This window comes from Pseudoalteromonas sp. AOP7-A1-14, assembly GCF_052376275.1.
Lineage (GTDB): Bacteria > Pseudomonadota > Gammaproteobacteria > Enterobacterales > Alteromonadaceae > Pseudoalteromonas.
In genome coordinates, this window is record NZ_JBQSVO010000042.1 from 1 (window position 1) to 26,388 (window position 26,388).

Annotated in this window: 26 protein-coding genes; 17 read left to right on the forward strand and 9 right to left on the reverse strand. The window is 40.4% G+C overall.

Going from position 1 to position 26,388, the window contains the following annotated elements; all coding sequences use genetic code 11:
* Window positions 1-38 precede the first annotated feature (38 nt).
* Both fadA and fadB read right to left on the reverse strand, forming a co-directional pair.
* The gene (fadA, locus tag ACT3RM_RS08395) at window positions 39-1,208 is read right to left on the reverse strand and encodes an acetyl-CoA C-acyltransferase FadA (protein WP_441836526.1); all 1,170 of its coding nucleotides are present in this window, start codon (window positions 1,206-1,208) and stop codon (window positions 39-41) included.
* A gap of 4 nt (window positions 1,209-1,212) precedes the next feature.
* Window positions 1,213-3,372 (reverse strand): fatty acid oxidation complex subunit alpha FadB, encoded by a 2,160-nt coding sequence (gene fadB / locus ACT3RM_RS08400; RefSeq protein ID WP_441836525.1) that lies wholly within the window; start codon window positions 3,370-3,372, stop codon window positions 1,213-1,215.
* A 190-nt stretch (window positions 3,373-3,562) separates the two neighbouring features.
* Here fadB and ACT3RM_RS08405 point away from each other — a divergent pair, with 190 nt between their 5' ends.
* From ACT3RM_RS08405 to ACT3RM_RS08445, 9 genes are all read left to right on the forward strand, one after another.
* Window positions 3,563-5,449 carry a transglycosylase SLT domain-containing protein gene (locus ACT3RM_RS08405; protein WP_441993468.1) on the forward strand — a complete coding sequence of 629 codons (1,887 nt, stop codon included), beginning with the start codon at window positions 3,563-3,565 and terminating at the stop codon, window positions 5,447-5,449.
* 52 nt (window positions 5,450-5,501) lie between these two features.
* Window positions 5,502-6,824 carry a Xaa-Pro dipeptidase gene (pepQ, locus tag ACT3RM_RS08410; protein ID WP_441835356.1) on the forward strand — a complete coding sequence of 441 codons (1,323 nt, stop codon included), beginning with the start codon at window positions 5,502-5,504 and terminating at the stop codon, window positions 6,822-6,824.
* A gap of 63 nt (window positions 6,825-6,887) precedes the next feature.
* Entirely contained in the window at window positions 6,888-7,502 is a 615-nt protein-coding gene (locus ACT3RM_RS08415; protein ID WP_441835334.1) for a YigZ family protein, read from the forward strand.
* 51 nt (window positions 7,503-7,553) lie between these two features.
* Window positions 7,554-9,005: a TrkH family potassium uptake protein gene (locus tag ACT3RM_RS08420; RefSeq protein WP_441835335.1), complete on the forward strand. Its 1,452-nt coding sequence runs from the start codon at window positions 7,554-7,556 to the stop codon at window positions 9,003-9,005.
* A gap of 534 nt (window positions 9,006-9,539) precedes the next feature.
* Window positions 9,540-9,758: a calmodulin gene (locus ACT3RM_RS08425; RefSeq protein WP_441835336.1), complete on the forward strand. Its 219-nt coding sequence runs from the start codon at window positions 9,540-9,542 to the stop codon at window positions 9,756-9,758.
* Between the two features lie 129 nt (window positions 9,759-9,887).
* Window positions 9,888-10,100, forward strand: coding sequence for a calmodulin (locus tag ACT3RM_RS08430; RefSeq protein ID WP_441835337.1), 213 nt, complete (start codon window positions 9,888-9,890; stop codon window positions 10,098-10,100).
* 1,517 nt (window positions 10,101-11,617) lie between these two features.
* Window positions 11,618-11,830: an EF-hand domain-containing protein gene (locus ACT3RM_RS08435; protein WP_441835338.1), complete on the forward strand. Its 213-nt coding sequence runs from the start codon at window positions 11,618-11,620 to the stop codon at window positions 11,828-11,830.
* A gap of 140 nt (window positions 11,831-11,970) precedes the next feature.
* Window positions 11,971-12,183: a calmodulin gene (locus ACT3RM_RS08440; protein ID WP_441835339.1), complete on the forward strand. Its 213-nt coding sequence runs from the start codon at window positions 11,971-11,973 to the stop codon at window positions 12,181-12,183.
* A gap of 73 nt (window positions 12,184-12,256) precedes the next feature.
* Window positions 12,257-12,472, forward strand: a complete 216-nt coding sequence (locus ACT3RM_RS08445; protein ID WP_441835340.1) for an EF-hand domain-containing protein — start codon at window positions 12,257-12,259, stop codon at window positions 12,470-12,472.
* A 66-nt stretch (window positions 12,473-12,538) separates the two neighbouring features.
* Here ACT3RM_RS08445 and ACT3RM_RS08450 read toward each other — a convergent pair whose 3' ends face one another.
* The 5 genes from ACT3RM_RS08450 to def form a co-directional block, all read right to left on the reverse strand.
* The gene (locus ACT3RM_RS08450; protein ID WP_441835341.1) at window positions 12,539-14,689 is read right to left on the reverse strand and encodes a TonB-dependent siderophore receptor; all 2,151 of its coding nucleotides are present in this window, start codon (window positions 14,687-14,689) and stop codon (window positions 12,539-12,541) included.
* 194 nt (window positions 14,690-14,883) lie between these two features.
* Window positions 14,884-16,260 carry a Trk system potassium transporter TrkA gene (gene trkA / locus ACT3RM_RS08455; RefSeq protein WP_441835342.1) on the reverse strand — a complete coding sequence of 459 codons (1,377 nt, stop codon included), beginning with the start codon at window positions 16,258-16,260 and terminating at the stop codon, window positions 14,884-14,886.
* 15 nt (window positions 16,261-16,275) lie between these two features.
* The gene (rsmB, locus tag ACT3RM_RS08460) at window positions 16,276-17,571 is read right to left on the reverse strand and encodes a 16S rRNA (cytosine(967)-C(5))-methyltransferase RsmB (RefSeq protein WP_441835343.1); all 1,296 of its coding nucleotides are present in this window, start codon (window positions 17,569-17,571) and stop codon (window positions 16,276-16,278) included.
* On the reverse strand, window positions 17,564-18,517 hold the full coding sequence (fmt, locus tag ACT3RM_RS08465) for a methionyl-tRNA formyltransferase (protein ID WP_441835344.1): 954 nt from the start codon (window positions 18,515-18,517) through the stop codon (window positions 17,564-17,566). Before fmt ends, rsmB begins: the two co-directional genes overlap by 8 nt.
* A gap of 20 nt (window positions 18,518-18,537) precedes the next feature.
* The gene (gene def, locus ACT3RM_RS08470) at window positions 18,538-19,047 is read right to left on the reverse strand and encodes a peptide deformylase (RefSeq protein ID WP_441835345.1); all 510 of its coding nucleotides are present in this window, start codon (window positions 19,045-19,047) and stop codon (window positions 18,538-18,540) included.
* A 118-nt stretch (window positions 19,048-19,165) separates the two neighbouring features.
* Between def and ACT3RM_RS08475 the strand changes: the two genes are divergently transcribed.
* Genes ACT3RM_RS08475 through hemF form a run of 6 tightly spaced genes read left to right on the forward strand, consistent with a single transcriptional unit; the run spans window position 19,166 to window position 24,068 of the window.
* The gene (locus ACT3RM_RS08475; protein ID WP_441835346.1) at window positions 19,166-20,284 is read left to right on the forward strand and encodes a LysM peptidoglycan-binding domain-containing protein; all 1,119 of its coding nucleotides are present in this window, start codon (window positions 19,166-19,168) and stop codon (window positions 20,282-20,284) included.
* 29 nt (window positions 20,285-20,313) lie between these two features.
* Window positions 20,314-21,405 carry a DNA-processing protein DprA gene (gene dprA, locus ACT3RM_RS08480; protein ID WP_441835347.1) on the forward strand — a complete coding sequence of 364 codons (1,092 nt, stop codon included), beginning with the start codon at window positions 20,314-20,316 and terminating at the stop codon, window positions 21,403-21,405.
* A 1-nt stretch (window position 21,406) separates the two neighbouring features.
* Window positions 21,407-21,880 (forward strand): DUF494 family protein, encoded by a 474-nt coding sequence (locus tag ACT3RM_RS08485; protein WP_441994820.1) that lies wholly within the window; start codon window positions 21,407-21,409, stop codon window positions 21,878-21,880.
* A 60-nt stretch (window positions 21,881-21,940) separates the two neighbouring features.
* Window positions 21,941-22,510 carry a DNA topoisomerase family protein gene (locus ACT3RM_RS08490; protein ID WP_441835349.1) on the forward strand — a complete coding sequence of 190 codons (570 nt, stop codon included), beginning with the start codon at window positions 21,941-21,943 and terminating at the stop codon, window positions 22,508-22,510.
* A gap of 35 nt (window positions 22,511-22,545) precedes the next feature.
* A complete protein-coding gene (locus ACT3RM_RS08495) occupies window positions 22,546-23,112 on the forward strand; it encodes an L-threonylcarbamoyladenylate synthase (protein WP_441835350.1) in 567 nt (188 codons plus the stop codon).
* 5 nt (window positions 23,113-23,117) lie between these two features.
* Window positions 23,118-24,068 (forward strand): oxygen-dependent coproporphyrinogen oxidase, encoded by a 951-nt coding sequence (gene hemF, locus ACT3RM_RS08500; RefSeq protein WP_441835351.1) that lies wholly within the window; start codon window positions 23,118-23,120, stop codon window positions 24,066-24,068.
* A 67-nt stretch (window positions 24,069-24,135) separates the two neighbouring features.
* Here hemF and ACT3RM_RS08505 read toward each other — a convergent pair whose 3' ends face one another.
* The gene (locus ACT3RM_RS08505) at window positions 24,136-24,573 is read right to left on the reverse strand and encodes a group II truncated hemoglobin (protein WP_441835352.1); all 438 of its coding nucleotides are present in this window, start codon (window positions 24,571-24,573) and stop codon (window positions 24,136-24,138) included.
* Between the two features lie 55 nt (window positions 24,574-24,628).
* On the opposite strand from ACT3RM_RS08505, the gene aroE reads away from it, so the two are divergent.
* Window positions 24,629-25,453, forward strand: a complete 825-nt coding sequence (gene aroE, locus ACT3RM_RS08510) for a shikimate dehydrogenase (protein WP_441835353.1) — start codon at window positions 24,629-24,631, stop codon at window positions 25,451-25,453.
* Complete coding sequence (locus ACT3RM_RS08515) at window positions 25,450-25,704, forward strand: DUF1488 domain-containing protein (RefSeq protein WP_441835354.1); 255 nt, start codon at window positions 25,450-25,452, stop codon at window positions 25,702-25,704. The genes aroE and ACT3RM_RS08515 overlap by 4 nt, the downstream gene beginning before the upstream one ends.
* On the opposite strand, the gene ACT3RM_RS08520 is transcribed toward ACT3RM_RS08515, so the two are convergent.
* Window positions 25,701-26,234, reverse strand: coding sequence for a gamma carbonic anhydrase family protein (locus tag ACT3RM_RS08520; RefSeq protein ID WP_441835355.1), 534 nt, complete (start codon window positions 26,232-26,234; stop codon window positions 25,701-25,703). The genes ACT3RM_RS08515 and ACT3RM_RS08520 overlap by 4 nt on opposite strands.
* Window positions 26,235-26,388: the final 154 nt, after the last annotated feature.

Here is a 26,388-nt window from a genome sequence, read left to right on the forward strand (position 1 = left end):
CAAAATCAGCGCGGCTTTTTATCACCAAGAAGGTTACGTTAGTCTTGCACACGTTCAAATACAGTCGCTATGCCTTGGCCTAAACCAATGCACATAGTAGCTAAACCATACTTTGCGTTTTTATCTTCCATTAAATGAATTAACGATGTGCTAATGCGCGAACCTGAACAACCTAGTGGATGGCCAAGCGCGATTGCGCCGCCATTTAAATTCACTTTTTCGTCAACCACATCAGCAAGGCCTAAGTCTTTAAGAACAGGTAGTGACTGTGCTGCGAAAGCTTCGTTAAGCTCGGCAACATCAATATCATCAATAGTAATACCGGCTTGCGCTAATGCCATTTTACTTGCTGGTACTGGGCCGTAACCCATGATTGATGGATCGCAACCGGCAACTGCCATTGCTTTAACGCGAGCACGAATAGGTAGGCCTAGTGCTTTGGCTTTGTCTTCACTCATGACTAGCATTGCTGATGCGCCATCTGAAAGAGCCGATGACGTACCGGCTGTTACCGTACCTGATGCTGGATTAAATACGGGGCGAAGTTGTGATAAACCTTCTACCGTTGTTTCTGGACGAATAACTTCATCGTCTTCAACCAGTGTTAATGAACCATCGGCGTCGTGACCTTCCATAGCAAGAATCTCACGGCGGAAACGTCCTTCAACAGTGGCTGCATGGGCACGTTGATGTGAGCGGTATGCAAATTTATCCTGCTGCTCACGGCTAATACCGTGAATCGTTGCCAGGTATTCTGCGGTTAAACCCATTGAGCCCGCAGCTTGTGCAACTGAGGTTGCAAGGCCTGGATGAAAGTCGTTACCGTGCGTCATGGGGACATGGCCCATGTGCTCAACACCACCAATTAGATAAGTGTCGCCAGCGCCCGTCATAATTGCGCGTGCTGCGTCATGTAGCGCTTGCATTGATGAGCCACATAAACGGTTTACTGTGACCGCAGGTACTGTATGTGGAATACCTGCAAGTAATGCGGCGTTACGTGCCACATTAAAACCTTGCTCAAGCGTTTGCTGTACACAACCCCAATAAATATCATTAATTGATGCAGGATCAACGCTTGGGTTGCGATCAAGTAAGCCCTTCATTAAGTGGGCGCTTAAATCTTCCGCACGCTTATTTTTAAATACGCCGTTTTTTGAACGACCCATTGGTGTGCGGATACAATCTACAATTACTGGATTATTCATGTTCTTACCCTTCCACCTTATAGAAAATACGGCCTTCTTCGGCCCATTTGCGAGTTTCATCTGATACTTGGTAAATCGCACCTAAGTGAGCGTACTTGTCTGCTGTAGCAACAAAGTTAGCTAACCCTGTTTGATCTAAGTAACGGAATGCACCGCCTCTAAATGGAGGGAAACCAATGCCGTAAATAAGTGCCATATCAGCTTCTTGTGGTGAAGCTACAATACCTTCTTGTAAACAAAGTAATACTTCGTTGATCATAGGTACCATACAACGGTCGATGATTTCTTTTTTATCAAATTCTTTTGGTGCATCAGCAATTTGACTTAGTAATTCAATTGCCTTTGGATCGTGTGCTTTTTTCAAGCGACCACGTCTATCGGTTGCATATTGATAGAAGCCGGCTTTGTTCTTTTGACCAAAACGTTTTTCGTTAGCAAATACAGCAACAGGGTCTTTCTCTTGACGAGACATACGCTCAGGGAATCCATCTGCCATTACGCCAGTACAATGGAAAGCTGTATCAATACCTACAACATCAAGTAAGTATGCCGGGCCCATTGGCCAGCCAAAGGTGTTTTCCATTACTTTATCTACTTTTGCAAAGTCTGCGCCTTCAACGACCAGTTTGCTAAAGCCTGCAAAGTAAGGGAATAAAACACGGTTAACAAAAAAGCCTGGGCAGTCGTTAACAACAATCGGTGACTTACCTAGTTTAACGGCATAATCTACAACGGCATTGATTGTTTGCTCTGAGGTTTTTTCACCACGAATAATTTCAACTAACGGCATCTTTGGCACCGGGTTAAAAAAGTGCATACCACAGAAGTTTTCTGGTTTATCTAAAGCAGACGCTAACTCATCAATACGAATTGTTGAAGTATTTGAGGTAAGCACAGTGCCTTCAGGCATATCTTTTTCAAGCTGCGATAATACAGATTGTTTTACTTTCGGGTTTTCTACTACGGCTTCAACAATAATATCGGCGCTTTGTAAGTCGCTATCATTTAAAGTTGGTTTAATTTTGCCAAGCGTAGCAACCATTTTATCCATAGCCATATGGCCACGTTTAACTTTTTGGCCTAGTAGTTTAGATGCTTCACCCATGCCTAAATCAAGCGCATCCTGTTGGATGTCTTTCATAATAATAGGAGTGCCTTTATAAGCTGATTGGTAAGCAATACCGCCGCCCATAATACCCGCGCCTAATACCGCAGCTTGTTTAATTTCAAGCTTACTGGTTTTGGCCAGCTTTTTAGCTTTGCCTTTGATGTATTGATCAGCTAAGAAAATACCTGTTTGTGCTGCAGCTTCATTGGTTGCGGCAAGTTTAGCAAAATTAGCATTTTCAATTGCCATTGCTTCGTCGCGTGTGCAGTTTGCAGCGGCTTTAATTGTTCTTACTGCCATAACAGGAGCTGGGTAATGACCTTTGGTTTTACCCATTACCATACCTTCTGCCATTGCAAAGCTCATGCCTTGCTCAACACGGTTTAATTTTAGCGGCTGTAATTTTACTTGTCGTTTAGCTTGCCAATCAAGCTTACCTGAAATAGCAAGTTCAAGTGTTGAAATACTTGACTCTAAAAGTTTGTCAGCACTAACTACCGCGTCAAATGCGCCTACTTTAAGAGCATCTGCTGCACGGTTTTCTTTTCCTGTGGTGATCCACGTCATAGCATTATCAGCGCCAATGATGCGCGGTAGGCGAACTGTGCCACCAAAACCGGGCATAATACCTAGTTTAACTTCAGGTAGACCAATCTTAGCTTCAGTGCTAGCAGTGCGATAGTCGGTAGCAAGTACCCACTCACAGCCACCGCCAAGTGCCATGCCATTTACAGCACTTAGTGTTGGGAATGGTAAGTCTTCTAATGCATCAAAAACATCAGTGGCATTTTTTATCCAAGCGACTAATTCGTCATGTGGCTTGGTAAAAGTAGGTAAAAACTCGAAGATATCAGCACCAATAATAAAGTGGTCTTTATCGCTGGTGAACACCATGCCTTTAATATCTTTATTGGCAGCTAATTCTTTTAATGCAGCTGCACAATCTTGTAAAGTTTGCTGAGAAAGCTTGTTTACCGAACCCGGAACACAAAACTTGAACTCGGCGATACTATCCTTTACGAAAGCAACTTCGAAGGAATCGCTCTTATATAACATTTTAATTCTCCCTAGCTATTGAACTAAGACTGGTACGATGAGTTTGCATTTCAATCAGTGTGCTTGCTTTAAAATTAAAATGCAACGTAAAATTTACTCCGCTTACTTTCTACTGGTTAAAATATAGCTGGTTTGGTGCTAAGGTGTAAGCGTTTGTCTTTTATTTCCCTTTTGAAAACTTAAGGTCATCATGAAAAAACAATCTTTAGGTTGGACGGCAGCTGCATTACTTTTCCCTTTATTCTCTGCCGTGGCTAACAATGAACATGAAGCATTTTTAGATGCCGAGAAAGAAGTTAGGTATGGAAGCTATAAAGAGTTTAAAGAGGTTGTTGGCAAACTTGACCATCCTTTAAAACCGTATGTTGAAAAAGCGTATTGGCAACGTCATCCTAGCCTTAAGCACCAATCTGAAATTGAAAATTACTTAACGATTTATCAAAGCACGCCGCTTGAATGGTCGGTGCGTAAGGCATGGCTTGCGTATTTAAAAGAGAAAAATATGAAAGCGGCTTATATACGTAACTATCGAAAGACCTCAAACGCGGCGATTACCTGTACTTATCTAGGTTACCAATTAGATTTAGGCGCACCTGACAATGCTATTTTTAAGCAAGCAGGCGAACTATGGACTGTAGGCAAGTCACAGCCTAATGAGTGTGATGACTTATTTGATTTATGGCGTAAAAAAGGCCACATGACGTCAGAGCGTGTTTGGCAACGAGTTACCTTAGCTGCAGAAGGCGGTACGCAAAGCTTACTACCTTATTTAAAAACCTTACTGCCTAAAAGTGAGCAGTATTTAGCTGATCTATATTTAAAGGTACGACGTGATCCAAGTGCCGCCGCGGGTTTATATCGTTATAAGAATAAATCGGCTAAAGAGGCGCAAATTGCACACTACGGTGTGCAGCGGTTAGTGTGGCGCGATAAGGAGTTGGCACTTAAAGCATGGGGGAAAATGGAAAAAATGTTTGATTTTTCTGAACAAGAAAAAGCAGATGTTTACTACACCTTTGCTTTATCGCTTGCTTCAAGTGGACATAAACAGGCGAGTTTTTGGCTTAATAAAGTACCTAAAGATCGGCAAAATAGTAAGTTAATGCAGTGGCAGTTAGGCAATATGCTTAAAGTTCAAGATTGGCCTGGGATTATTGCGTTTTTTACGGGTAAAGAAAATTTAGGTTTAGGGCAGCAGTATTGGCTTGCCTATAGTCTAGATAAGCGCGGTGATACGCAGCGAGCTAAAGCTATTTGGAAAACTGTCGCAAAAGAGCGTCACTACTATGGCTTCTTGGCATCAGCAAGGCTTAATCAACCTGTTAGTTTAAATACTATACCTATTAATGTATCTGATGCGTTGGTTACACAAGTGTCTGAGGCTCCTGGTTTTAAACGCGCCAAAGCACTTTATGAATTAGATCGCTTTACCTCGGCGCGCCGTGAATGGAATTACCTTACCCGTACTTCTAGCGAAGATGAAAAGCTTGCGGCTTCTAAACTTGCAGCAAAGCTTAACTGGTACGACAGCACCATTTATACTTTGGCACAAATAAAAGCATGGGACTATGTAGAGCTACGGTTTCCATTTGCCTTTCAAGACTTATTTGAGCGTTACAGTAAACGCAGTCATGTTGACCCAACGTGGAGCATTGCGATATCGCGCCGTGAAAGTTCATTCGCTTCTGATGCTCGTTCACATGCTAATGCTCGGGGGTTAATGCAATTACTGCCAAGCACTGCTAAATACGTAAATAAAGGCTCGGTTTCAAGCCGTAGCTTATATCAACCCAAAACAAATATTCGTTTAGGTACTCAATACCTTGAATATTTAAAAAAGAAAAATAATGGCAATGAAGTGCTCGCTACCGCCTCTTACAATGCAGGTTACCACCGGATAAGGCGTTGGCTACCCGATGAAGCAATGCCAGCTGAATTGTGGGTTGAACTTATTCCGTATCGTGAAACCCGAAATTATGTAAAAAATGTTTTTGCATATAGGCAGATTTATCACACGCGGTTAGGTCGCAAGGGGAATATACTGGCGCCAATTTTAGATATGAAAATGGGCGGTTAAAGTCTGTCTATGCTAGACTAGTGGAAAATTAAATTTAATAGATGGGTTTATGATGGATAAATTAGCTGTTTTATACGCTGAACATATTGCAACATTACAACAACGTACAACTACAATTATTGAGCGTGAAGGATTGGAAGGGTTGGTTATTCACTCTGGCCAAGCTAAACGTCAATTCTTAGATGATATGTACTACCCGTTTAAAGTTAACCCACATTTTAAAACGTGGTTACCAGTTATTGATAATCCTCATTGTTGGATTGTGGTAAATGGTAGCGACAAGCCTAAGCTAATTTTTTATCGCCCCGTTGATTTTTGGCATAAAGTGCCAGACGCGCCGCGTGATTTTTGGGCTGAATATTTTGATATTGAGCTGTTAGTAAAGCCAGATCAAGTAGAAAAGTTATTACCGTACGATAAAGCAAAGTACGCTTATATTGGCGAGTATGTAGACGTTGCCCAAGCGTTCGGTTTTAGTATTATGAACCCTGAGCCTGTAATTAACTTTTTTCATTATCACCGAGCATATAAAACTCAGTACGAACTTGAGTGTTTACGCCAAGCAAACCGTATTGCTGTTGATGGGCATAAAGCTGCGCGTGACATGTTTTTTAATGGTGGCTCTGAGTTTGATATTCAACAAGCGTATTTATTAGCTACCCGTCAAAGCGAAAACGAAATGCCGTATGGCAATATTGTTGCGCTTAACGAAAACTGCGCTATTTTGCATTACACGCATTTTGAGCCTAAAGCGCCGCAAGAGCATCGTTCATTTTTGATTGATGCCGGTGCGAATTTTAATGGTTATGCAGCTGATATTACCCGTACATACGACTATGTAAAATCAGGTGAGTTTAGTGAGTTAATTAAAGTAATGACTCAGCATCAAATTGAGTTAGGTAAAGCTTTAAAGCCGGGTCTATTATACGGTGAGTTGCACTTAGACTGTCACCAGCGTGTGGCACAAGTACTTAGCGATTTTGATATTGTTAAATTACCAGCTGCTGAAATTGTTGAGCGCGGTATTACTTCAACTTTCTTCCCGCATGGCCTTGGCCATCATCTTGGTTTACAAGTACATGATATGGGCGGCTTTATGGCTGATGAATCGGGGGCTCACCAAGCACCGCCTGAAGGTCATCCATTCTTACGTTGCACACGTTTAATTGAAAAAAATCAAGTGTTCACTATTGAACCAGGACTATACTTTATCGATTCACTATTAGGTGATTTGGCGAAAACTGATAATAAGCAGTTTATTAATTGGGAAAAAGTTGAAGCCTTTAAACCATTTGGCGGCATTCGTATTGAAGATAATATTATCGTTCACGAGAATAGCCTCGAAAATATGACCCGCGATTTATTGTTAGATTAATCGTTGAGTATTAGAAAAGCAGGGGCCATATTTGGCCCCATTTTTATGTAAGCCCATAAAATTATGTCTGAATATAAATATCCAGCAGAGTCTGTTTTCTATCAAGAAGAAATCAAAAAAAGCACTTTTATTGTGCATATTGGCCATACTCCCGATTTAGATGCAGCCAAAGCATTTATTCGCGATATTGAGCAAAAATATAGCGATGCTCGCCATAATTGCTGGGCGCATGTTGCAGGAAACCCAGGAGGAAGCCATGTCTATGGGTTCTCAGACGATGGTGAACCGAATGGCACGGCAGGTAAACCCATGCTAAATGTACTAGTGGGCTCGGGATTAGGTGAAGTAACCGCAGTGGTAACTCGTTACTTTGGTGGTATAAAGTTAGGCACCGGTGGTTTAGTACGTGCTTATGGTGGCTCGCTCAATAATGCGCTTACACATTTAACTACTATTATTAAAGTACCTAGTGTTGAGCTTGTTGGCAGCAGTGACTACAGCAGCCAAGGGGCAATTGAGCAATTATTAAAAACTCAGTATCACGTACTTAATATAGAAAAGCAATTTACTGCTAATATTGAATGGGTTATTACTATAGATAGCCGCCAAGCGAAGCAAGCGATCAAAGATATTTATGATTTGAGTCATGGCGCAGTTGAGTTAAGTGTTAAACAGTAAGACAATAGCCATTAGTTAATAACGACATTCTAATAAAAAAGCGATAGCTGAATGCAATTTCGTACCATAATAAAAATTCTTGGCCAGTTAGTGATGTTGTTTAGTATCACAATGGTTCCACCTGCTATTGTGTCACTAATCTACAAAGATGGTGGCGGTGTGCCGTTTGTTTTGGCATTTATATTTAGTGTGATTATTGGCTTAATTGCGTATTACCCTAATCGCGCTGAAAATGGTGATTTAAAAGCCCGAGAAGGGTTTTTAATTGTGGTGTTGTTTTGGTTGGTACTGGGTGCGTTCGCATCGCTACCGCTTATTTTTTTACAAGAACCTAATTTATCTTTAGCAGACTCTGTATTTGAAGCGTTCTCAGGGCTAACTACCACGGGAGCAACGGTACTTACAGGCATTGAATACTTACCTAAATCACTTCTATTTTATCGCCAACAATTACAGTGGTTAGGTGGAATGGGGATCATTGTATTAGCGGTGGCAGTACTACCTATGCTTGGTGTAGGTGGTATGCAGCTCTATCGAGCGGAAACACCAGGCCCAGTTAAAGATTCTAAAATGACACCACGTATTGCCGATACTGCAAAACACCTTTGGTATATTTATGTGTCACTTACTACAGCCTGTACGCTGTCATATTGGGTGGCAGGTATGAACTGGTTTGATGCAATATGTCATGCCTTTTCTACCGTCGCGATAGGGGGGTTTTCAACATATGATGCCTCTATGGGGCATTTTAACAGCCCTGTAATCAACTTTATCAGTGTGGTTTTTTTATTAATTGCGGCGGCTAATTTTTCTTTGCACTATGCTGCAGTCGCTAATCGTAACTTAAAAGTTTATATTCGCGACCCAGAGTTTAAAGTATTTTTGTTTATTCAATTAGCGTTAGTGGTTGTGTGTTTTGCGGTACTTTCGTCGAACAACATTTATGCCAATGGTGATGAAACGCTAGATCAAGCGCTATTTCAATCCGTATCTATGGGCACTACCGCGGGCTTTACTACCGATAACTTTTCTGCGTGGCCGTTGTTTTTACCAATATTATTAGTCTTTTCTAGCTTTATTGGTGGTTGCGCGGGATCAACCGGTGGTGGCATGAAAGTAGTACGAGTATTGTTATTGTACTTACAAGGTATTCGAGAGCTTAATAGGTTGGTGCACCCGCGCGCTATTTATTCTATTAAGTTGGGTCGTAAAGCTTTACCGGATAAAGTTGTTGAGGCGGTATGGGGGTTTTTCTCTGCTTACGCCTTGGTTTTTGTAATTATTATGCTGGCTTTAATGGGCACCGGAATGGATAACATTACTGCGTTTTCAGCAACGGCAGCGTGTTTAAATAATTTGGGTCCTGGTCTTGGTGATGTTGCAGCTCATTACGGTACTATTTCAGATGCAGCAAAATGGTTACTTACGATTGCAATGGTATTTGGTCGGCTCGAAATCTTTACTTTACTGGTACTGTTTACACCGACCTTTTGGCGAGGCTAGCACTTAAATCATATCGATATTTTAGTCATTAATCACCTTATTGATTTAACCGTATTAGAGCCTTTTGAGTAAACAGTTTTCGCTAGTTTGCGACAAGTTAACGAAAAGTCAGCAGCATATTTATATTACCTGCTATTAATTATAAAATTAATTTTTTTATTTAAAAACAAAAGCTTAATTTATTTTTAATAAGAAAAAAGTTAACAGTATAATTTTTTTGCAGCGTTTTAATTTAAATTTCCCTTCTAAATCTACCCTAAATTTATATTTGGTTTAATTGGCGCCACTTTAATTTAATGTAACCAATATTGATTATATTGGTAATGATGTATTTCCTCTTAATTACTGTTGCTAATTGGCAACAAAAAACACTTCAAAAAAAGTATAAACTGATATGCTTATAATATAACTCATTGAAATATAGTGATTTTAAAGTTTTGGCACTGAAGTTGTAATAGTTAGTTCGAACTTAATGAAGAAGTGATTGACCATTAAGAGTTTAATCACTCACATATAATTTGAAGGAATATTACTATGAACATACTTAGCAAAGGGATAGTACTTATTGCATTAACTTCTTCATCTGCGGCATTTGCTTTTGAGGCGCTAGACTTTGATACGCTTGATGTAGATAAAAGTGGAGCTATTAGTCAAGTCGAAGCGTCGGAAGATGCTGAGCTTATGAATAGGTTTGCAGAACGAGATACTGACCAGAACGGTGAGTTATCAAAAGAAGAGTATTCAAAAGCGTAAAGCTAACGTGTTTATCCTGTGTTGCCAAAGACAACCTAAGTGGATAAGGAATTACTGAAAGAGGATAACAAGGACTGTGTTAAACCTAGTTTAAGCGATTTTTTTGATAGTACATTGAAGGATTATATTATGAATACATTAAATAAAACATTAGCATTAATCGCCCTAGCTTCATCTTCAGCGGTATTCGCGGGTACCGACTTCGACACCCTTGATGTTGACGGTAGCGGCACCATTAGCCAGCAAGAAGCGGCGGTTGATGCAGCGCTTTCAGCTAAGTTTGCAGAGCTTGATACCGATCAAAATGGTGAGCTGTCTCAAGACGAGTTTGCTAAAGCTTAATTTCATTATTGGAATACCCGAAAAGGATTTCTCCCTATACGAACAAAGCAGCCAATTGGCTGCTTTTTTGCGTTTGTATAAAGCAACTATTCACCCACCTCACTGTTATTGTTAAATTTATTTGGTTTGTTATCTATCATGTTCTTAACTGGCGCATGGAAGTAAATTATTTTTGAGCTAATAAGTTCTACGCTGCACTTATAGTCAGTATTTGGATTTTTAGGCATTTATACAGCCGCTCAATATTACCCAAATTATAATCATAAAAAACAATACTGTAGCGAACTAGACGCAAAATTTTTCCTATAGAAAAATTACCCCCACTTATTAATAACGACCCCTTAGGTTTACTTTTTTATTTGGGTGCCGAGCCCCAAAAAATACCTACCTTGAGTTGTCAAAATCACGCTAGGGACAGGGCTATCATGTTGTTATCTTTGTTTTATGTCCCTATGAATGTTTATGTCCCTATGAATGACTATGCCAGCATTGCTTTAGCGTTTTATTAATCTTGAGTGTCGGTCTCAGCGGCTATTTAGTAATTTTTCTGGCAAGAGCTTTTAAGCGACAAGAATACCGGGTTGTATCAACGCCTTGTCTATGGAATGCAGCTAACATGGTTAAGTATATTTTCGTTAGTGATTTAATATTTATAATAGGAGGTGCTTATATCTGAATATGCAGTAAGTGTTGATGCATCTTCTCCTCCAGATAGAGTACCACTGAGAAAAATTCGATCTAGAAGAGGCTTTTATTGCATCACTGTCGAGTTGCCATATGTTGTGCTTTTTCTCCATTGCTGTAAAAAATAACTGGTTGTTGATGGGGTTATCGATAATGCTTTCGCGTGATGAAAAAAGAGACCTATTGTAAAATTGTTATGACGCAAGTAACACTTCGGCCTGTGATTATATTTTTACAGACTAAACCTACTACTTTATAAGGCTGAAGAAATGCACCACCAGTCACATGAACTGTGTTTCATTACTAATTCGTAAAACGAAGGTGATCATTGAAGTGTAAAATTGAGAGTTTTTTAGTGCAGGTAAGCGGTGGGTTTCGCTTACTGGCAACAAATAGTGGTTTCTTTTTCTAATTTAAAAAAATAATTTACTAATATTCACCAAATTAAAAATTACTATATATAAATCATTGTGTTATGCATAAAAAAGTAATTGAATTTATCATAACTATTTTTATTAAGCATTTTAAGTTAAGCCGAGCACACCCTTTAAAAGCACATAGCCGCCTGCAAGAAATCATTTTTGTGTTATTTATAAAAAACATAACAACTTGATATTTATATCTTTTAATTTATCCCTAGCAATCGTGTTGCTAAAAAGAAACAGTAAATCCGTTTTAAAATCTTTGTTCATTCAAAATAACCATTTAACATGTTGAAATTGTTTAATTTTTAAATGTTGGCATCGAAGTTGTAATAGTTAGTTCGAACTTAATGAAAAAGTAATTAACCATTAAGAACTTAATTACAAACATACAATTTGAAGGAATAGATTATGAACACATTAAACAAAACGTTTGCACTTATCGCCCTAGCTTCTTCATCTGCAGCGTTTGCTGCAACTGATTTCGACACACTTGATGTTGATGGTAGTGGATCAATTAGCCAAAGTGAAGCATCAATAGATGCAGAGCTAATGAGCATGTTTACAGAGCTTGATACTGACCAAAATGGTGAGTTATCAAAAGAAGAATTTTCAGAAGCTTAATTAAAAGTTACCCATCCTGAGTTGCCAAAGACAACCTAAGTAGACAAGGGAGTTTACGAAAGAGGATAACAAGGAAGTTAAAACTACTTTATTAGTTAAATAAGCTAATTCTTTTGATAGTACATTGAGGGGGTAATTTTATGAATAGATTAAATAAAGCGTTAGCACTAATCGCTGTTGCTTGTTCATCTGCAGCGTTTGCTGCAACTGATTTCGACACACTTGATGTAGACGGAAACGGCGTAATTAGCCAAAGCGAAGCGGCAGTAGATGCAGAACTTATGAATAACTTTGCTGACCTTGATACAGACCAAAGTGGTGAGCTATCGAAAGAAGAGTTTTCAAAAGTCTAGTTTTCTCTCACTGGGATCTCTGAAAAAGATTTCTTTAATTAAATATTGTTAAAATTTAAATAGGATACTTATTATGAAACGTATTAACACAGCTCTAGCACTAATCGCACTTGCATCATCTTCAGCTTTTGCCGCTGGCGTAAGCTTTGATTCTTTTGATACTGATGGCGATGGTGCTATCACGCAAGAAGAAGCGTCAGTAAATACGCAACTTGTTAAAATATTTGCTGATTTAGATACTGACAAAAATGGTGAGTTATCTAAAGAAGAGTTTTCAAAAGTTCAGTAATTCGTAAATAACTCATACGACACTACAAACGAAAAAGCAGCTTAATTAAGCTGCTTTTTTTTGTTTTTATAAATTGTAGTCTAGTTGCAATGTAAACTTACGTGGGCTGCCATAACGGTATTGATTGTAAAAACCAATTTGGCTGTAATAGGTTTTATCAAATAGGTTATCAACATTAAAGCTAACCGCTATTTGTGAGTTTATTTGATAGCTTGCCATAAAGCTGGCAATGCCATAGCTTGCTTGTTCTACTTCAACCTTTCCCTGTACTGGGTTTGTAACCTCATCAAAACTGCGGCTTTGCCAGCGATAACCAGCACCTAGCTTTAGTCCTTCTAAACTATTAGTGAGTTTATAGGTTGTAAATAGCTTAAATTGATCTTTCGGATTGGTGGTATTTAAAAGCTCGCCCTCAGGCGTTTCCCCTTCGCTGCGGGTATAGCCAAAATAACCATTCCAATTGTCGTTAAATGTACCATTGAGCTCTAATTCATAACCTTCGGTTACAGTGCCATCAATAGGTTGATAAATAGCCTGCAAAGTCTCGGGAATAGTCTCGCCGGTATATTGGCCGAGATTATCTTGATGAATTTCAAAACCAGACAAAGAAACATCTAAGCGTTCGTTTAGCAGTGATGCTTTGATGCCAATTTCATAGTTTTTACCTAGAATAGGATCGAGATAATTACCATCTTGGTCAATTTGACTTTGAGGTGTGAATATATCGGTATAGTTAGCATAGAGCGCCCAGTTATCTGTTAAAGCGTAAGTGGTGCCGAGGTAATTGGTAAGCTCGTTATCTAGTTCATAGTTGTGCTTACTGCCAAAGTTATCTTGGTCAGTTTGCCATTGATTTAGTCGGCTGCCTAAAATAACTGATAACGAATTAGTTATATTAAGCTGTGAGGAAAAATATAGAGCATCTTGTTCGGTAGTACCGTATGAGCCATAGGCCGGTGTGGATTGCCAAGTTGGTTTTGGGTAGTTGTAATCGGCAGCTGTAAAGTCGCCAATGATCATTGACTCTTCTTGTCCTGGATAATAAGGCGTCGAAAAGTCTTGCTCTTGGTTATTATAGCCAAACATTAATTGGTGACTTTGTCCTAACCAATTAAATCTGCCGCTAAGTTCAACTTCGTAGGTACGTTGTATTCTATTGGCATCAATATAATTTAACGAACCAGGCACCATACCAATGTTGGTTTGTGAGTCTGGATTACCTGTTGCCCAAAACACATCGTAATCTAAGTCATTATTGCCATAGATATAACTGGCGCTAAGTTGCCAGTTGGAATTGAAGTTGTGCTCAATACTAATAAAACTATTTAGTGCGTTGGTTTGTGACGATGACCAATTAGGCGCTGTAGAAGCTTCCCGATCATAATGGGTGCGAGTGCCATCTGCATAAAAAATAGGTAGTCCACCGGACATAGTGCCTTTTGGCTTAGTGGCTTGGTTATCAATTGATACAGTAAGCAAGGTGCTGTCAGTTAAATCCGCTTCGATAATACCGTATAAAGTCGTGCTGCTTTGCGAGAAACGATTTTGGTATGACTCCTGATCTTGGTAAGCGACAACAGCACGACCGCGAATACTTTCGGTATCATTTAAACTACCAGAAACATCGACAACACCACGATAGTTTTGCCAAGAGCCAACTGATGCAGAAAGATTTACTTGGTTGTGCGCAGTAGGGCGTTTGCGTATTAAATTAATAGCGGCAGAGGGGTTACCTGCTCCCAACATTAAACCCGTGGCGCCACGGACTATTTCAATACGCTCATAAATTGCGGTGTCGGTTAAATTATCACCGTAATTAAAGCGAGTGTCGTAGGTTGTTGCAATACCATCGTACAGAATGCTTGTTACGCTTATTCCACGAGCGGAAATTGAAAACTTACCGTTGTCGGCCTCTCTTGCATTTATACCCGTCACACCCGTTATCGCTTCAATAGCGCTGGTTAGGTGCTGATCGTTCATAAACTCGCTGGTAACAGCGATAGCTGATTGCGGAGTTTGTAAGTGAGATAAATCAAGGCCTGTAGCCGAGCTCATTGAACTTACTTTATAATCATTATGCTCCTCGCCAACGATAGTTAGCTTTTCAATATCTTCTTTAGTTTCGGCTATTGTATTAAGTGAGAAGGTTGAAAGGAGTACACTAATTACGCTGCAATAAGTAAGGCTGAGCGGTTTATTTAAGGTTGGGAGTGTCATCTGAAGAAGTCCATTTTGTATTAAAAATATAGAAGTAATTATCCACATAAAGCGTGTTTTATTTTCAAGCACCGGGAGACTAATAGATTTGATAATTAAAGTAAATGTTTTTGAGAGTGATTTTCAATTGCATTAATGGGTGGTCTACTGTGTTTATTTATACACAGTAGCGTAAAAGACTATATGAGGGTGGCTTATAAAAATATAGCGCTTACTTGGAATAGTTTTTCGACTACAGTAATGTGTTTTTTATCAATCAAGAACATAATTACGTGATCCCCTGAGTGGATAATAGTATCGTCATGAGCAATCAACACGTCGTCATTGCGTACAATCGCACCAATTGTAGTTCCGGCGGGGAGTTTAATATCGGCAATTGCGCGGCCTACCACTTTTGAGGTATTCTCATCACCATGAGCAACGGCTTCAATTGCTTCAGCTGCACCTTTGCGCAGTGAATACACATTAACAATATCACCACGGCGAACGTGAGTTAAAAGTGCTGAAATAGTGGCTTGCTGAGGAGAAATAGCAATATCTATATCGCCGCCTTGTACTAAATCAACATATGCGCCACGCTGTATAAGCACCATGGTTTTTTGTGCGCCCATACGTTTAGCCAGCATTGCTGACATAATATTGGCTTCATCATCGTTAGTGACGGCGATAAATACGTCAACTTGCTCTATATGCTCTTCTGAGAGTAGCTCTTGATCTGAGGCGTCACCACAAAATACCACAGTATTATCAAGCGTTTCAGATAACTGCGCCGCACGTTCATAATTACGTTCAAGCAATTTTACGCTGTGGTTTTTTTCAAGAGATCGGGCAAGGCCTGCACCAATATTACCCCCACCAGCAATCATGATTTTTTTGTATGAACGCTCAAGTTTTTGCAGCTCGTTCATTACTGCACGAATATGTTTCGTTGCGGCAATGAAAAACACTTCATCATCTGCTTCAATAACCGTTGTACCAAGGGGCTTAATTGCTTTACCTTGACGGTAAATAGCGGCCACACGGGTTTCAACGTTAGGTATATGCTCTTTTAATGCTGAAAGTGCATAACCAACTAATAAACCACCATAATAGGCTTTTACTGCAACAAGCGATAACATGCCATCAGCAAACTGTAGTACTTGTAGTGCGCCTGGGTAGTCTATTAAACGGCGAATATATTTAGTTACCAATGCTTCAGGGGCAATATAGTGATCGACCGGCAAGTCATCATTTTGGAATAACTTTTCACGGTATTTTAGGTATTGATCTGAACGAATTCGAGCTATTTTAGTCGGCGTATTAAAAATACTGTAAGCCACTTGGCAGGCAACCATATTCACTTCATCTGAACTGGTTACGGCAATAATCATATCGGCGTCTTCAGCACCAGCACGACGAAGTACGTCGGGGTGAGCACTATGGCCGATAACCCCTTGTAAATCGTATTTGTCTTGTAGTTCACGTAAGCGGTTGCCATCAATATCGACTACCGTTATTTCATTTTGCTCACCGACTAGGTTCTCAGCAAGAGTGCCGCCGACTTGCCCAGCACCGAGTATGATTATTTTCATTGTTTACCCGTGGCGTTAGCTTTGTTTAATAATTTTTGCATAATAAAAACCATCACTTTCACCGGGCAATAATTGTAAGCCAGGGTTCGTTGTGGTGTCGTTATCATGCAGAGGTTGATGCATTGCGTTTGTGTTGTTTGCTAAAAATTTTGCGACTTGGTGTTGGTTCTCTTGCGGTAATACCGAACAAGTTGCATAAACCAAGGTGCCTCCCGGCTTTAGTAATGGCCAAATGCTATCTAAAATATCACCTTGTAGCACGCTAAGATCGTTGATATCTGAGGCGCGACGTAACCATTTTATATCTGGATGACGACGAATTACTCCCGTTGCTGAACACGGTACATCTAATAGAATGCGGTCAAAATGTTGTTCATCCCACCATTTATGTGGCTGCGAAGCATCACCACATTGTAGGTCTGCCCCTAAACCAATTCGAGTTAGATTTTGCTTTACGCGCTCCAAACGTGTTTCGTCGCTATCAAGGGCGAGTACATCAGCATCGGCAAGCTCTAAAATATGGCAAGTTTTACCACCTGGAGCGGCGCACGCATCTAAAATATGATCATCACTTTGGGGGGCTAAAAAGCGTGCAGCTAGTTGCGCTGCGGCATCTTGAACAGAGCAAGCACCGGTATCAAATTCTGGCAATGAAAATACATCGCGGGGCTTATCCAGCTTTATACCATCAGGAAAGTCGGGGTTTAAGGTGTGTTCGATATCATTTGCACGAAGCATTTCGCTATATTCTGCGGTGCTGTACTGAGCTTGATTTACGCGTAACCACATCGGCGCTTGGCGCTGATTTTCTTCAAGTATTTGTTGCCAGTTATCAGGGTAGGCTTCGCTTACTTGTTTGATAAACCAATTAGGGTGGTTATATAAACATACTGGTATTTGTTTCGCTTTTTCTTCAAGTTCGTTTTGTTGGCGTTGAAAACTACGTAAAATAGCATTGATCAGGCCTTTTAAACCCAGTGCCCGCATTTGCTGTAATGCATTGACTGTTTCACTAATTGCAGCATGCGGTGGAACACGCATATGTTGTAGTTGGTAAATCCCCACATACAATAAAAACTGGAATATTCGGCGTTTACCCTTTAATGGTTGTTCAACTAAATGTTGGCAATAATTTTCAAGACTGGGTAAATAACGCAGTACGCCATAGCAAATTTGTTGTAATAAGGCTTTATCTTTTGGCGGTAAACCCTGGCTTGCAAAAGGAAGCTCTTGATTTAGTGACGCGCCTTTATCTACTACGTTATATAAAGTTTCGGCGGCCAGTGCTCGTACGTTTGGAACATTACTCATTATTTTCACCTAATACGGTGCCTGGAGTTACCCAGTCACCGCGACCATTTAAAAAGTCGCTAATTGCCATTGGCTTTTTGCCTTGCGGCTGTAGTTGTGTAATACATAAAGCGTGTTTGCCACATGCCACAACTACACCATTTTTGTCGCTTGATAAAACCTGCCCGGGCTCGCCCGATTGTTCAAGCACCTGCGCTTGATGAATTTTTACTGTTTGTCCACCCATTTGCGTAAAGCACATTGGCCATGGGTTAAAAGAGCGAATGTTACGTTCAATTTGCACTGCACTCATTGACCAGTCAATATTGGCTTCTTCTTTTGAAAGTTTTTTAGCGTAATTGGCTTGCTCATCATTTTGTTGTTGGGGTGTAATTTCACCTGCCGACAATTTATTAATGGTCTTAAGCAGCGCGCTAGGGCCAAGTTCAGCTAGTTTATCGTACAGTGAAGCGCTGGTGTCACAGCTTTGTATTGGGCAGCGGCTAATATGCAGCATGTCGCCAGTATCTAGGCCTTCGTCCATTTGCATTATAGTGACACCGGTTTCGCTGTCACCCGCCCAAATAGCGCGTTGAATAGGCGCTGCACCACGCCAGCGCGGTAAAATTGAGCCATGCACATTCAAACAACCTAGACGAGGTGCATCTAATATGGCTTTTGGTAGCAATAAGCCATAAGCGACTACGATCATAATATCGGCGTTTAAGTTGTTTAACTCGTTAAGGGCTTCATCGCTTTTTAAGGACGCGGGTTGAAAAACGGGTAAGTCATGCGCTAAAGCAAGTTCTTTTACCTCACTGGCTTTTAGTTTTTTTCCGCGCCCAGCAGGGCGATCTGGTTGACTGTAAACACCAACAACTTGATGTTCAGAGTTAATTAGCGCGTTTAGATGGCGCGCAGCAAAATCAGGCGTGCCAGCAAAAATAATGCGTAATGGTTGTGTCACTGCAGTTCCTAATGGTTTATTTATTTTTTAGCGGCCAATTTAGCTTCTTTTTCAAGCTTCTTACGAATACGTTGGCGCTTTAGTGGTGATAAATAATCAATAAATAACTTGCCTTGTAGGTGATCAAGCTCATGCTGAATACAAATAGCGAGCAATTCGTCCGCGTCAAGACTCAATAGCTCACCTTGTTCATTATGAGCCGTTACCGTTACAGTCTCTGCTCGGTCAACTTTTGCATAGGATAAAGGCACTGATAAGCAGCCTTCTTCACTTACTGTTTCTCCATCTTGCTTAGTAATTTCAGGATTGATCAACACAAGCGGTTGATCGCGCTCTTCAGAAACGTCGATCACCACAATACGTTGATGAATATCAACCTGCGTTGCCGCTAAGCCAATTCCATTTTCGTCATACATGGTTTCGAGCATATCTTTAACTATTTGACGAACATCATCGTTTATCTCTGGTACTTCTTTCGCGATAGTACGTAAACGCTCATCCGGAAACCTTAAAACTTCTAACCTTGCCATAGTAACCTTTTACACTTGTGATTCATTTAGGATATTGTATGCTCTTATTTTAGCCATTCGCGTTCACCTTTAACAGGTTTTGATTAATAATAATAAAAAAACACCATAGGGAAACCCAATGAAATACCCTTTATTGGCAGCAATTCTTGCTTTAGGCGCTGCTTTTCCATCTATAGCGGATGTGTTAACTATAAAAAAAGACGCTCCAAAACAGTATGTTGTAAAAAAAGGGGATACACTTTGGGATATTTCAGGGGTTTACCTTGATGAGCCTTGGCAGTGGCCTGATTTATGGCAAATGAATCCACAAATAAATAACCCGCACCTTATTTATCCCGGTGATTCGTTGTCATTGATTTACGATGCTGACGGAAATCCGAGGTTAGTGGTGAACGAAAAATATAAAAGGTTATCCCCAGATGGACGTATTACCCCAAAAGGAAAAAATGCGATACCGACATTACCACTTGAACTTATTCGGCCTTTTTTAAGTTATGAGCAAGCATTAAGCAACGATGAAATAGCCAATAAGCCTTATATTTTAGGTGCGAACAGTAATACTAAAATGAATGTTACTGGGCAAATTGTTTATGTAAAAGGTAATTTAGAGTTACATAAAGGTTATGCTATTTACCGAAAGGGGGAGCCTTATACCAATCCGGGAAGTGACAAGGTGCTAGCTTACAAAGTTGACTTAATGGGGGTGGGTCGTGCTTTTCGTACTGGTGATGAAGAGCAGGGGGTTCCTGCCTCAGTTAACATTGAAAGTGTCAAACGTGAAGTAAAACCGTCAGACTTTTTAGTACCTGCAATGCAAGGTAATACTTTGCCCGCATATTTTAATATGAAGCGTCCTGAACGCTCAATTGAGGGTAATATTATTGGTTCAGCGAATGAGCTAAGAGAGTTCAGCACGATGGATATTGTAGTGCTAAATTTAGGGGCAGAGCAGGTTGAAGTAGGCCATGTACTTGATATTGAGCGCCAATCTCCAGATGTATTAGAAGGGAGTCATGGCCCGCGTTATAAAGAAGATTCAAACAGCTTAGAGAAATTAGTAGCCGATACAAACGAATTTTTTGGTGTAGAGCCAGATAAAGACAGTAAAGTATGGCACATGCCTAAAGAGAAAGTTGGCGAGTTAATGATATTTAAGGTTTATGATAAAGTTAGCTACGCTTTAATTGTAAAGAATCAGCACCCAATCCGCGTCGGTGATTTTGCAGTAATAAATTAAACATGGTTTGAGTGCTCTAAGGAGGGAGCATGACACAATCTACAGACAAACTAACGCATTGGCTGGCCTTTTACTTATGTAAAGGCCTAGGTATTAAAACACTTATAACACTGGCACAAACCTATCCATTAGAGAGCTTATTTAGCCTTTCTCATCAACAATTGCTCGAATGCGGCTTAAATCAACAAATTGCTGCAAATTTATTAAAAACCAATTGGCAGCAAGTTGAGCACTATCGACAGCTAATTCAAAATAGTGATATTCAGGTTATTGATTATTACCATCCGAATTACCCCGATAATTTAAAACAAATAGCCAGCGCCCCTTTATTGCTATTTTGTCGTGGTGATTGTGATTTACTAAAAAGTTCACAAATAGCTATTGTAGGTAGTCGTAATGCAACACCCATAGGGCTTGAAACAGCTGCTGAATTTGGCCATCAATTATGCTTAGCTGGTTTAACTATTACCTCAGGGATGGCACGTGGAATCGATGGCGCGGCCCACAAAGGTGCACTATCAGCTAACGGTAAAACTATTGCTGTGTTAGGCACTGGTGTAGACGTTTACTATCCAAAACGGCATCGTTTATTGACTGATCAGGTGCTTACGCAAGGTGGATTATTAGTTAGTGAGTTTTTACCCGGTACGCCAGCTAATGCCAATAATTTTCCAAGACGAAATCGCATTATTGCTGGGTTATCACTTGGCGTAATGATTGTAGAAGCTGAAATAAAAAGCGGCTCGCTCATTACTGTGCGTTACGCGATTGAGCAAAACAAAGAAGTATTTGCGGTGCCTGGCTCAATTAAAAATCCATTAGCACAAGCGAGCCATTTTTTGATCAAGCAGGGCGCAAAGTTAGTCGAAAATGTCAGTGATATTTTAGATGAAGTGAGCTTTTCGCCACAAAGCAGTCTATATAATATAGAGCAGCCTATTAGTGACCAACAGTCCTGTCCGGTGTTTGACAGTATCGGGTATGAAGTCACTAGCATCGACGATATTGTTCGCCGTACACAATGGCCTATAGATAAAGTACTGACGCGATTGCTCGATTTAGAATTAGTCGACAGGATAGAGCGAGTACTTGATGGGTATATTAGATTGGGAGCAAAGTAATATGTTTGACATTCTTATGTATTTATTTGAAAACTATATTAATGGTGAAGCTGAAATATTTGCCGAACACAACGAGCTCACTGATGAGCTACAACGCGCCGGTTTTAATAAACCCGAAATATATAAAGCGCTTAACTGGCTAGAGCAATTGGCAGATTTACAACACAGCGATGAATTCCCTTACCTCAATGCGCAGCCGCAAAAAGTAATACGTGTATATACTGACTCAGAGTGTCAAATGCTTAGTGTGGAATGCCGGGGTTTTTTAATGTTTATTGAGCAAATAGGGATGATCAACAGTGTCACTCGCGAAATGGTTATTGACCGCTTATTTGCTCTCGATAAGCCGTTTATTTCACTAGAAGATTTAAAGTGGGTGGTACTCATGGTGCTATTTAATATGCCTGGCTCAGAGCAAGCTTATGCGCAAATGGAAGATTTAATATTTGATGAACCCACGGAGTTACTGCATTAACTTGTTTCTTTAATTAGTTTGGGTATATTAGGCGCAAATCAGCCAACAGGTAGCCACACTATGAGCAAAATTGATCATTCGCTTTTCGCTGCAGACAAACATGCTTTAGAAAAAAAGCACGAACAGTGTCCCGAGTGTGGCTCTAAACTGGTCATGCGTAATGGTAAAGCGGGCCCTTTTTTAGGCTGTAGTAGTTACCCAAACTGTGATTTTATACGTCCACTTGTTCAGCACGATACGCAGCAAATTAAAGTATTAGATGACAGCCCATGCCCTGAATGCGGTAACCCACTGGTGGTTAAAAATGGTCGTTATGGCATGTTTATAGGTTGCACAGGTTATCCTGAGTGCCATTATATTGCCCACGATGAAAAAGAACCTGACCAAGAAATACTACCTGCTTGCCCTAAATGTAATAAAGGGCAGTTAGTGGCGCGCAGTAATAAGTTTGGAAAGACGTTCTATTCATGTAACAGCTACCCAAGCTGTAAATATACCTTAAACTATAAACCTGTTGAGCATACTTGCCCACAGTGCTACTGGCCCATAATGATGCGTAAGCAAATGGCTAATGGTGTTGTGTTACAATGCCCTCAGAAAAGTTGCTCGCATAAAATCACGCAGAGCTAATAACGACTTAAATTAATTGTACTTGGAGATCTTCTTTGACCGACTCAACTTCAGTTCCATCGACGGCGCTTGCTGCTTTAGAGCAAGGCGGCGTTATTATTTATCCGACCGAAGCGGTTTATGGTTTAGGTTGCGATCCTGATAATCAACAGGCAGTTGAGCAATTGTTAGCAATTAAACAGCGGCCAGTCGAAAAAGGCCTCATTTTAATTGCAGATAATTATGGTCAACTTTTAAAGTATGTTGATGACGCAAAAATCCCTATGGATAAACGTGCTGACATATTCTCTAGCTGGCCAGGCGCAATTACGTGGGTTATGCCTGCGGCTAAAAACACGCCTAAATGGTTAACAGGGCAGTTTGATACCATTGCTGTGCGTGTTACTAATCATCCAACAGTAAAACGTTTATGCCAAGAGTATGGAAAACCTTTAGTTTCGACTAGTGCAAACTTATCAGGGCAAGATACGGTAACCAGCATAGCGATGGCTAAAACTGAGTTCGCAGATAAGGTGGCGTTTTACCTTGATGAACCACTTGGTGGTAATACGCAACCAAGCACCATTAAAGATGTAATGACCGGCAAAGTATTTAGAGGATAACCATTATGCACAGCAATCTACTCGAGCAAGTAAAAACCTACTTAATGGCACTACAAGACACTATTTGCCAAGGTCTTGAACAAGCCGACGGTAAAGCGAAATTTGTAGAAGACAGCTGGCAACGCGCCGAAGGCGGTGGTGGCCGTACCCGAGTAATAAACGCCGGCAATGTGATTGAGCAAGGTGGGGTTAACTACTCGCATGTATTTGGCGCATCCATGCCGGCATCTGCAACAGCACATAGACCAGAGCTTGCAGGGCGCAGCTTTCATGCCTGTGGCGTGTCGCTAGTTATTCATCCTAACAATCCGCATATTCCGGCCAGTCACGCTAATGTACGGTTTTTTATCGCCGAAAAAGAAGGTGAAGAGCCTATTTGGTGGTTTGGTGGTGGCTTTGACTTAACCCCGGTTTACCCAAAATTTGACGATGTTAAGCATTGGCATCAGGTGGCTCACGACCTTTGTGCACCATTTGGCGATGATGTTTACTCTAATTATAAGAAGTGGTGCGACGAATATTTTTACATTAAACACCGCGACGAAACCCGTGGCGTGGGTGGGTTGTTTTTCGATGATTTAAACGAACAAGGTTTTGAACAAAGCTTTGCCTTCATGCAAGCCGTGGGTGATAGCTTTTTAGATGCTTACTTGCCAATTATTGAGCGTCGTAAAAATGACGAATACACCCAGCAACAGCGTGATTTTCAATTGTATCGCCGTGGCCGTTATGTTGAATTTAACCTAGTGTGGGACAGAGGGACTTTGTTCGGCCTACAAACTGGTGGACGTACTGAATCTATTTTAATGTCTATGCCGCCACTCGCCCGCTGGGAGTATAATTATAACCCAGACCTCGATAGCGCTGAGGCACAGTTATATCAATATTACTTACACCCACAAGATTGGTTAAATAGTACACCAAGTAAGTTGATACCCAGAGAGTGGCAATTATAATTTTTGGAAAGTAAAAAGGCGCTAATTGGCGCCTTTTTCTACTTACATTAAGACTGTTATGATTTGCTCAATGTTGATTAATCATATGGCTTGCTAGTTGCTCAAGCGATTTTCGCAACCCTTCGCGCAATAGCGGGTTATCTACCTCAATATCTAACGCTTTATTCATGCAATGCATCCATTGGTCGCGCAACTCTTGATCAATAGGAAAAGGCATATGGCGTTTACGAAGCATGGGGTGACCATGCTTTTCGGTAAATAAATCAGGGCCGCCTAACCAGCCCGATAAAAACTCAAAAAACACTTGGCGAATGCGATCTAATGGTTGAGGATGCATATCATATAACGGTTTTGCGTATTCATCGCTTGCCATAATGTCGTAAAATCTATTCGCAAGCGCACGAGTACCTGCTTCACCACCTATAATTTGATAAGGTGTTTTTTCTGGGGTTGGTGCTTGTTGTGGCTCTGGTTGTTTCGATTTTGAAAAAAATCGTTTAATCATCGTTTTTATCATCGTTAATTAGCAGTATGTAGCTGAACAAAGAGGTTGCTCGAATATGGACAAATATGCAGTTTTTGGAAATCCTATTAAACACTCAAAATCCCCTGCGATACATAAGCAATTTGCAACCTCATTAGGTGAACAAATAGATTATCAGGCAATATTAGCACCAATAGATGGCTTTAAAACAGCAGTGGCAGATTTTTTTTCTGCTGGTGGTCTTGGCGCGAATGTTACCATGCCCTTTAAAGAGCAAGCTTTTGAGCTAGTCGATGAGCGAACAGAGCTTGCCACTATTGTGGGAGCGGTTAATACTATTAAGTTATTAGATGATGGTCGCTTATTGGGTGATAACACTGACGGCGTGGGCTTTGTAAATGACTTACTCGCTAATAATGTAGCAATAGCAGGCAAGCGTATACTACTAATAGGTGCTGGTGGCGCTGCGCGTGGTGTTATATTGCCGTTACTTGCACAAAACCCAAGTGAAATAGTTATCGTAAACCGTACAGCATCAAAAGCTAAAGCGCTGGCGGAGTTGTTTACTGAATATGGCAAGATTACAGGTTATGGTTTTGACGATTTGCCTGTTAGTGATTACGCGTTAATTGTAAACTCTACATCAAGTAGTATGTTAGGCGAATTACCCGCACTTGCTGAAAAGCACCTTGATGGCTGTAATTGTGTTTATGATATGTTTTATTCTCTGCAAAACACGCTATTTATGCAATGGGCAAAGGATTATAAAGCTGATATTACCGTAATGGATGGTAGTGGCATGTTAGTGGGCCAAGCTGCTCAAGCATTTTATGTATGGCGAAATAAAATGCCAGAGATTCTCCCCGTTGTAAGCGTGTTAAAATCTGGAGAGCTAAAATGAATCAAGCCGTACAATTTATTGATCGTATAGATTATAATGAGAAAACTCAGCAACTGACGTTTTACGCACAAGTAAGTGGTCTAATGGTCGAGTGTATTATTGATATGCAAAGTTTAACTATTGCAGACATAGCTTCAGCGCAACATCACTTTGAGCTACGGCGTTTTGACTACGAAGAACTTGCCGAGCAATTAATCGAAGACGAAGAATATAACTCGACGGGTCAAGTGGCTATAAAGATGATAAGTTAATCTTCTACTAGGTACTCGTCTTTAAGTTCAACATAGTTAGTTGCAGATATTTTTAAAAAGCCAAGTTCTTGCTCTGTTAAAGGGCGGACTTGCTTTACAGGGCTACCCACATATAAAAAGCCAGACTCTAAACGCTTGTTAGGTGGCACTAATGAACCACCGCCAATAATTACATTATCTTCTACAATGACATTATCCATCACAATCGCGCCCATCCCCACCAAGATACGGTTTCCTAAACGACAGCCATGTAACATTACTTTATGACCGATTGTTACATCATCGCCAATAATAAGAGGGTAACCATCAGGATTGCTTTTACTTGCACGGGTTAGATGTAAAATGCTGCCATCCTGTACATTAGTGCGTTCACCAATACGTATATAATTAACGTCCCCACGGGCTGCTACTAAAGGCCATACACTACTGTCTTTGCCTAAAGTAATATCACCGACTAATACGGCTGAGTCATCAACATACACAGATTGATTAAAAGTAGGGGTAATTCCTTTATAAGAACGAATAGACATAAAGCACCTAATAAAAATGAGAGTAGTTGGACCAAATGATAGCAGTAGAGCCCATAAAATGGCCAGTCAGTATTCGTGTTGGTTACTAAACTAGCATTTTTGAGATGTTTAGCTCGTAAATCGAGCGAACAGTACTTTATTTCAAGTTTTCTTT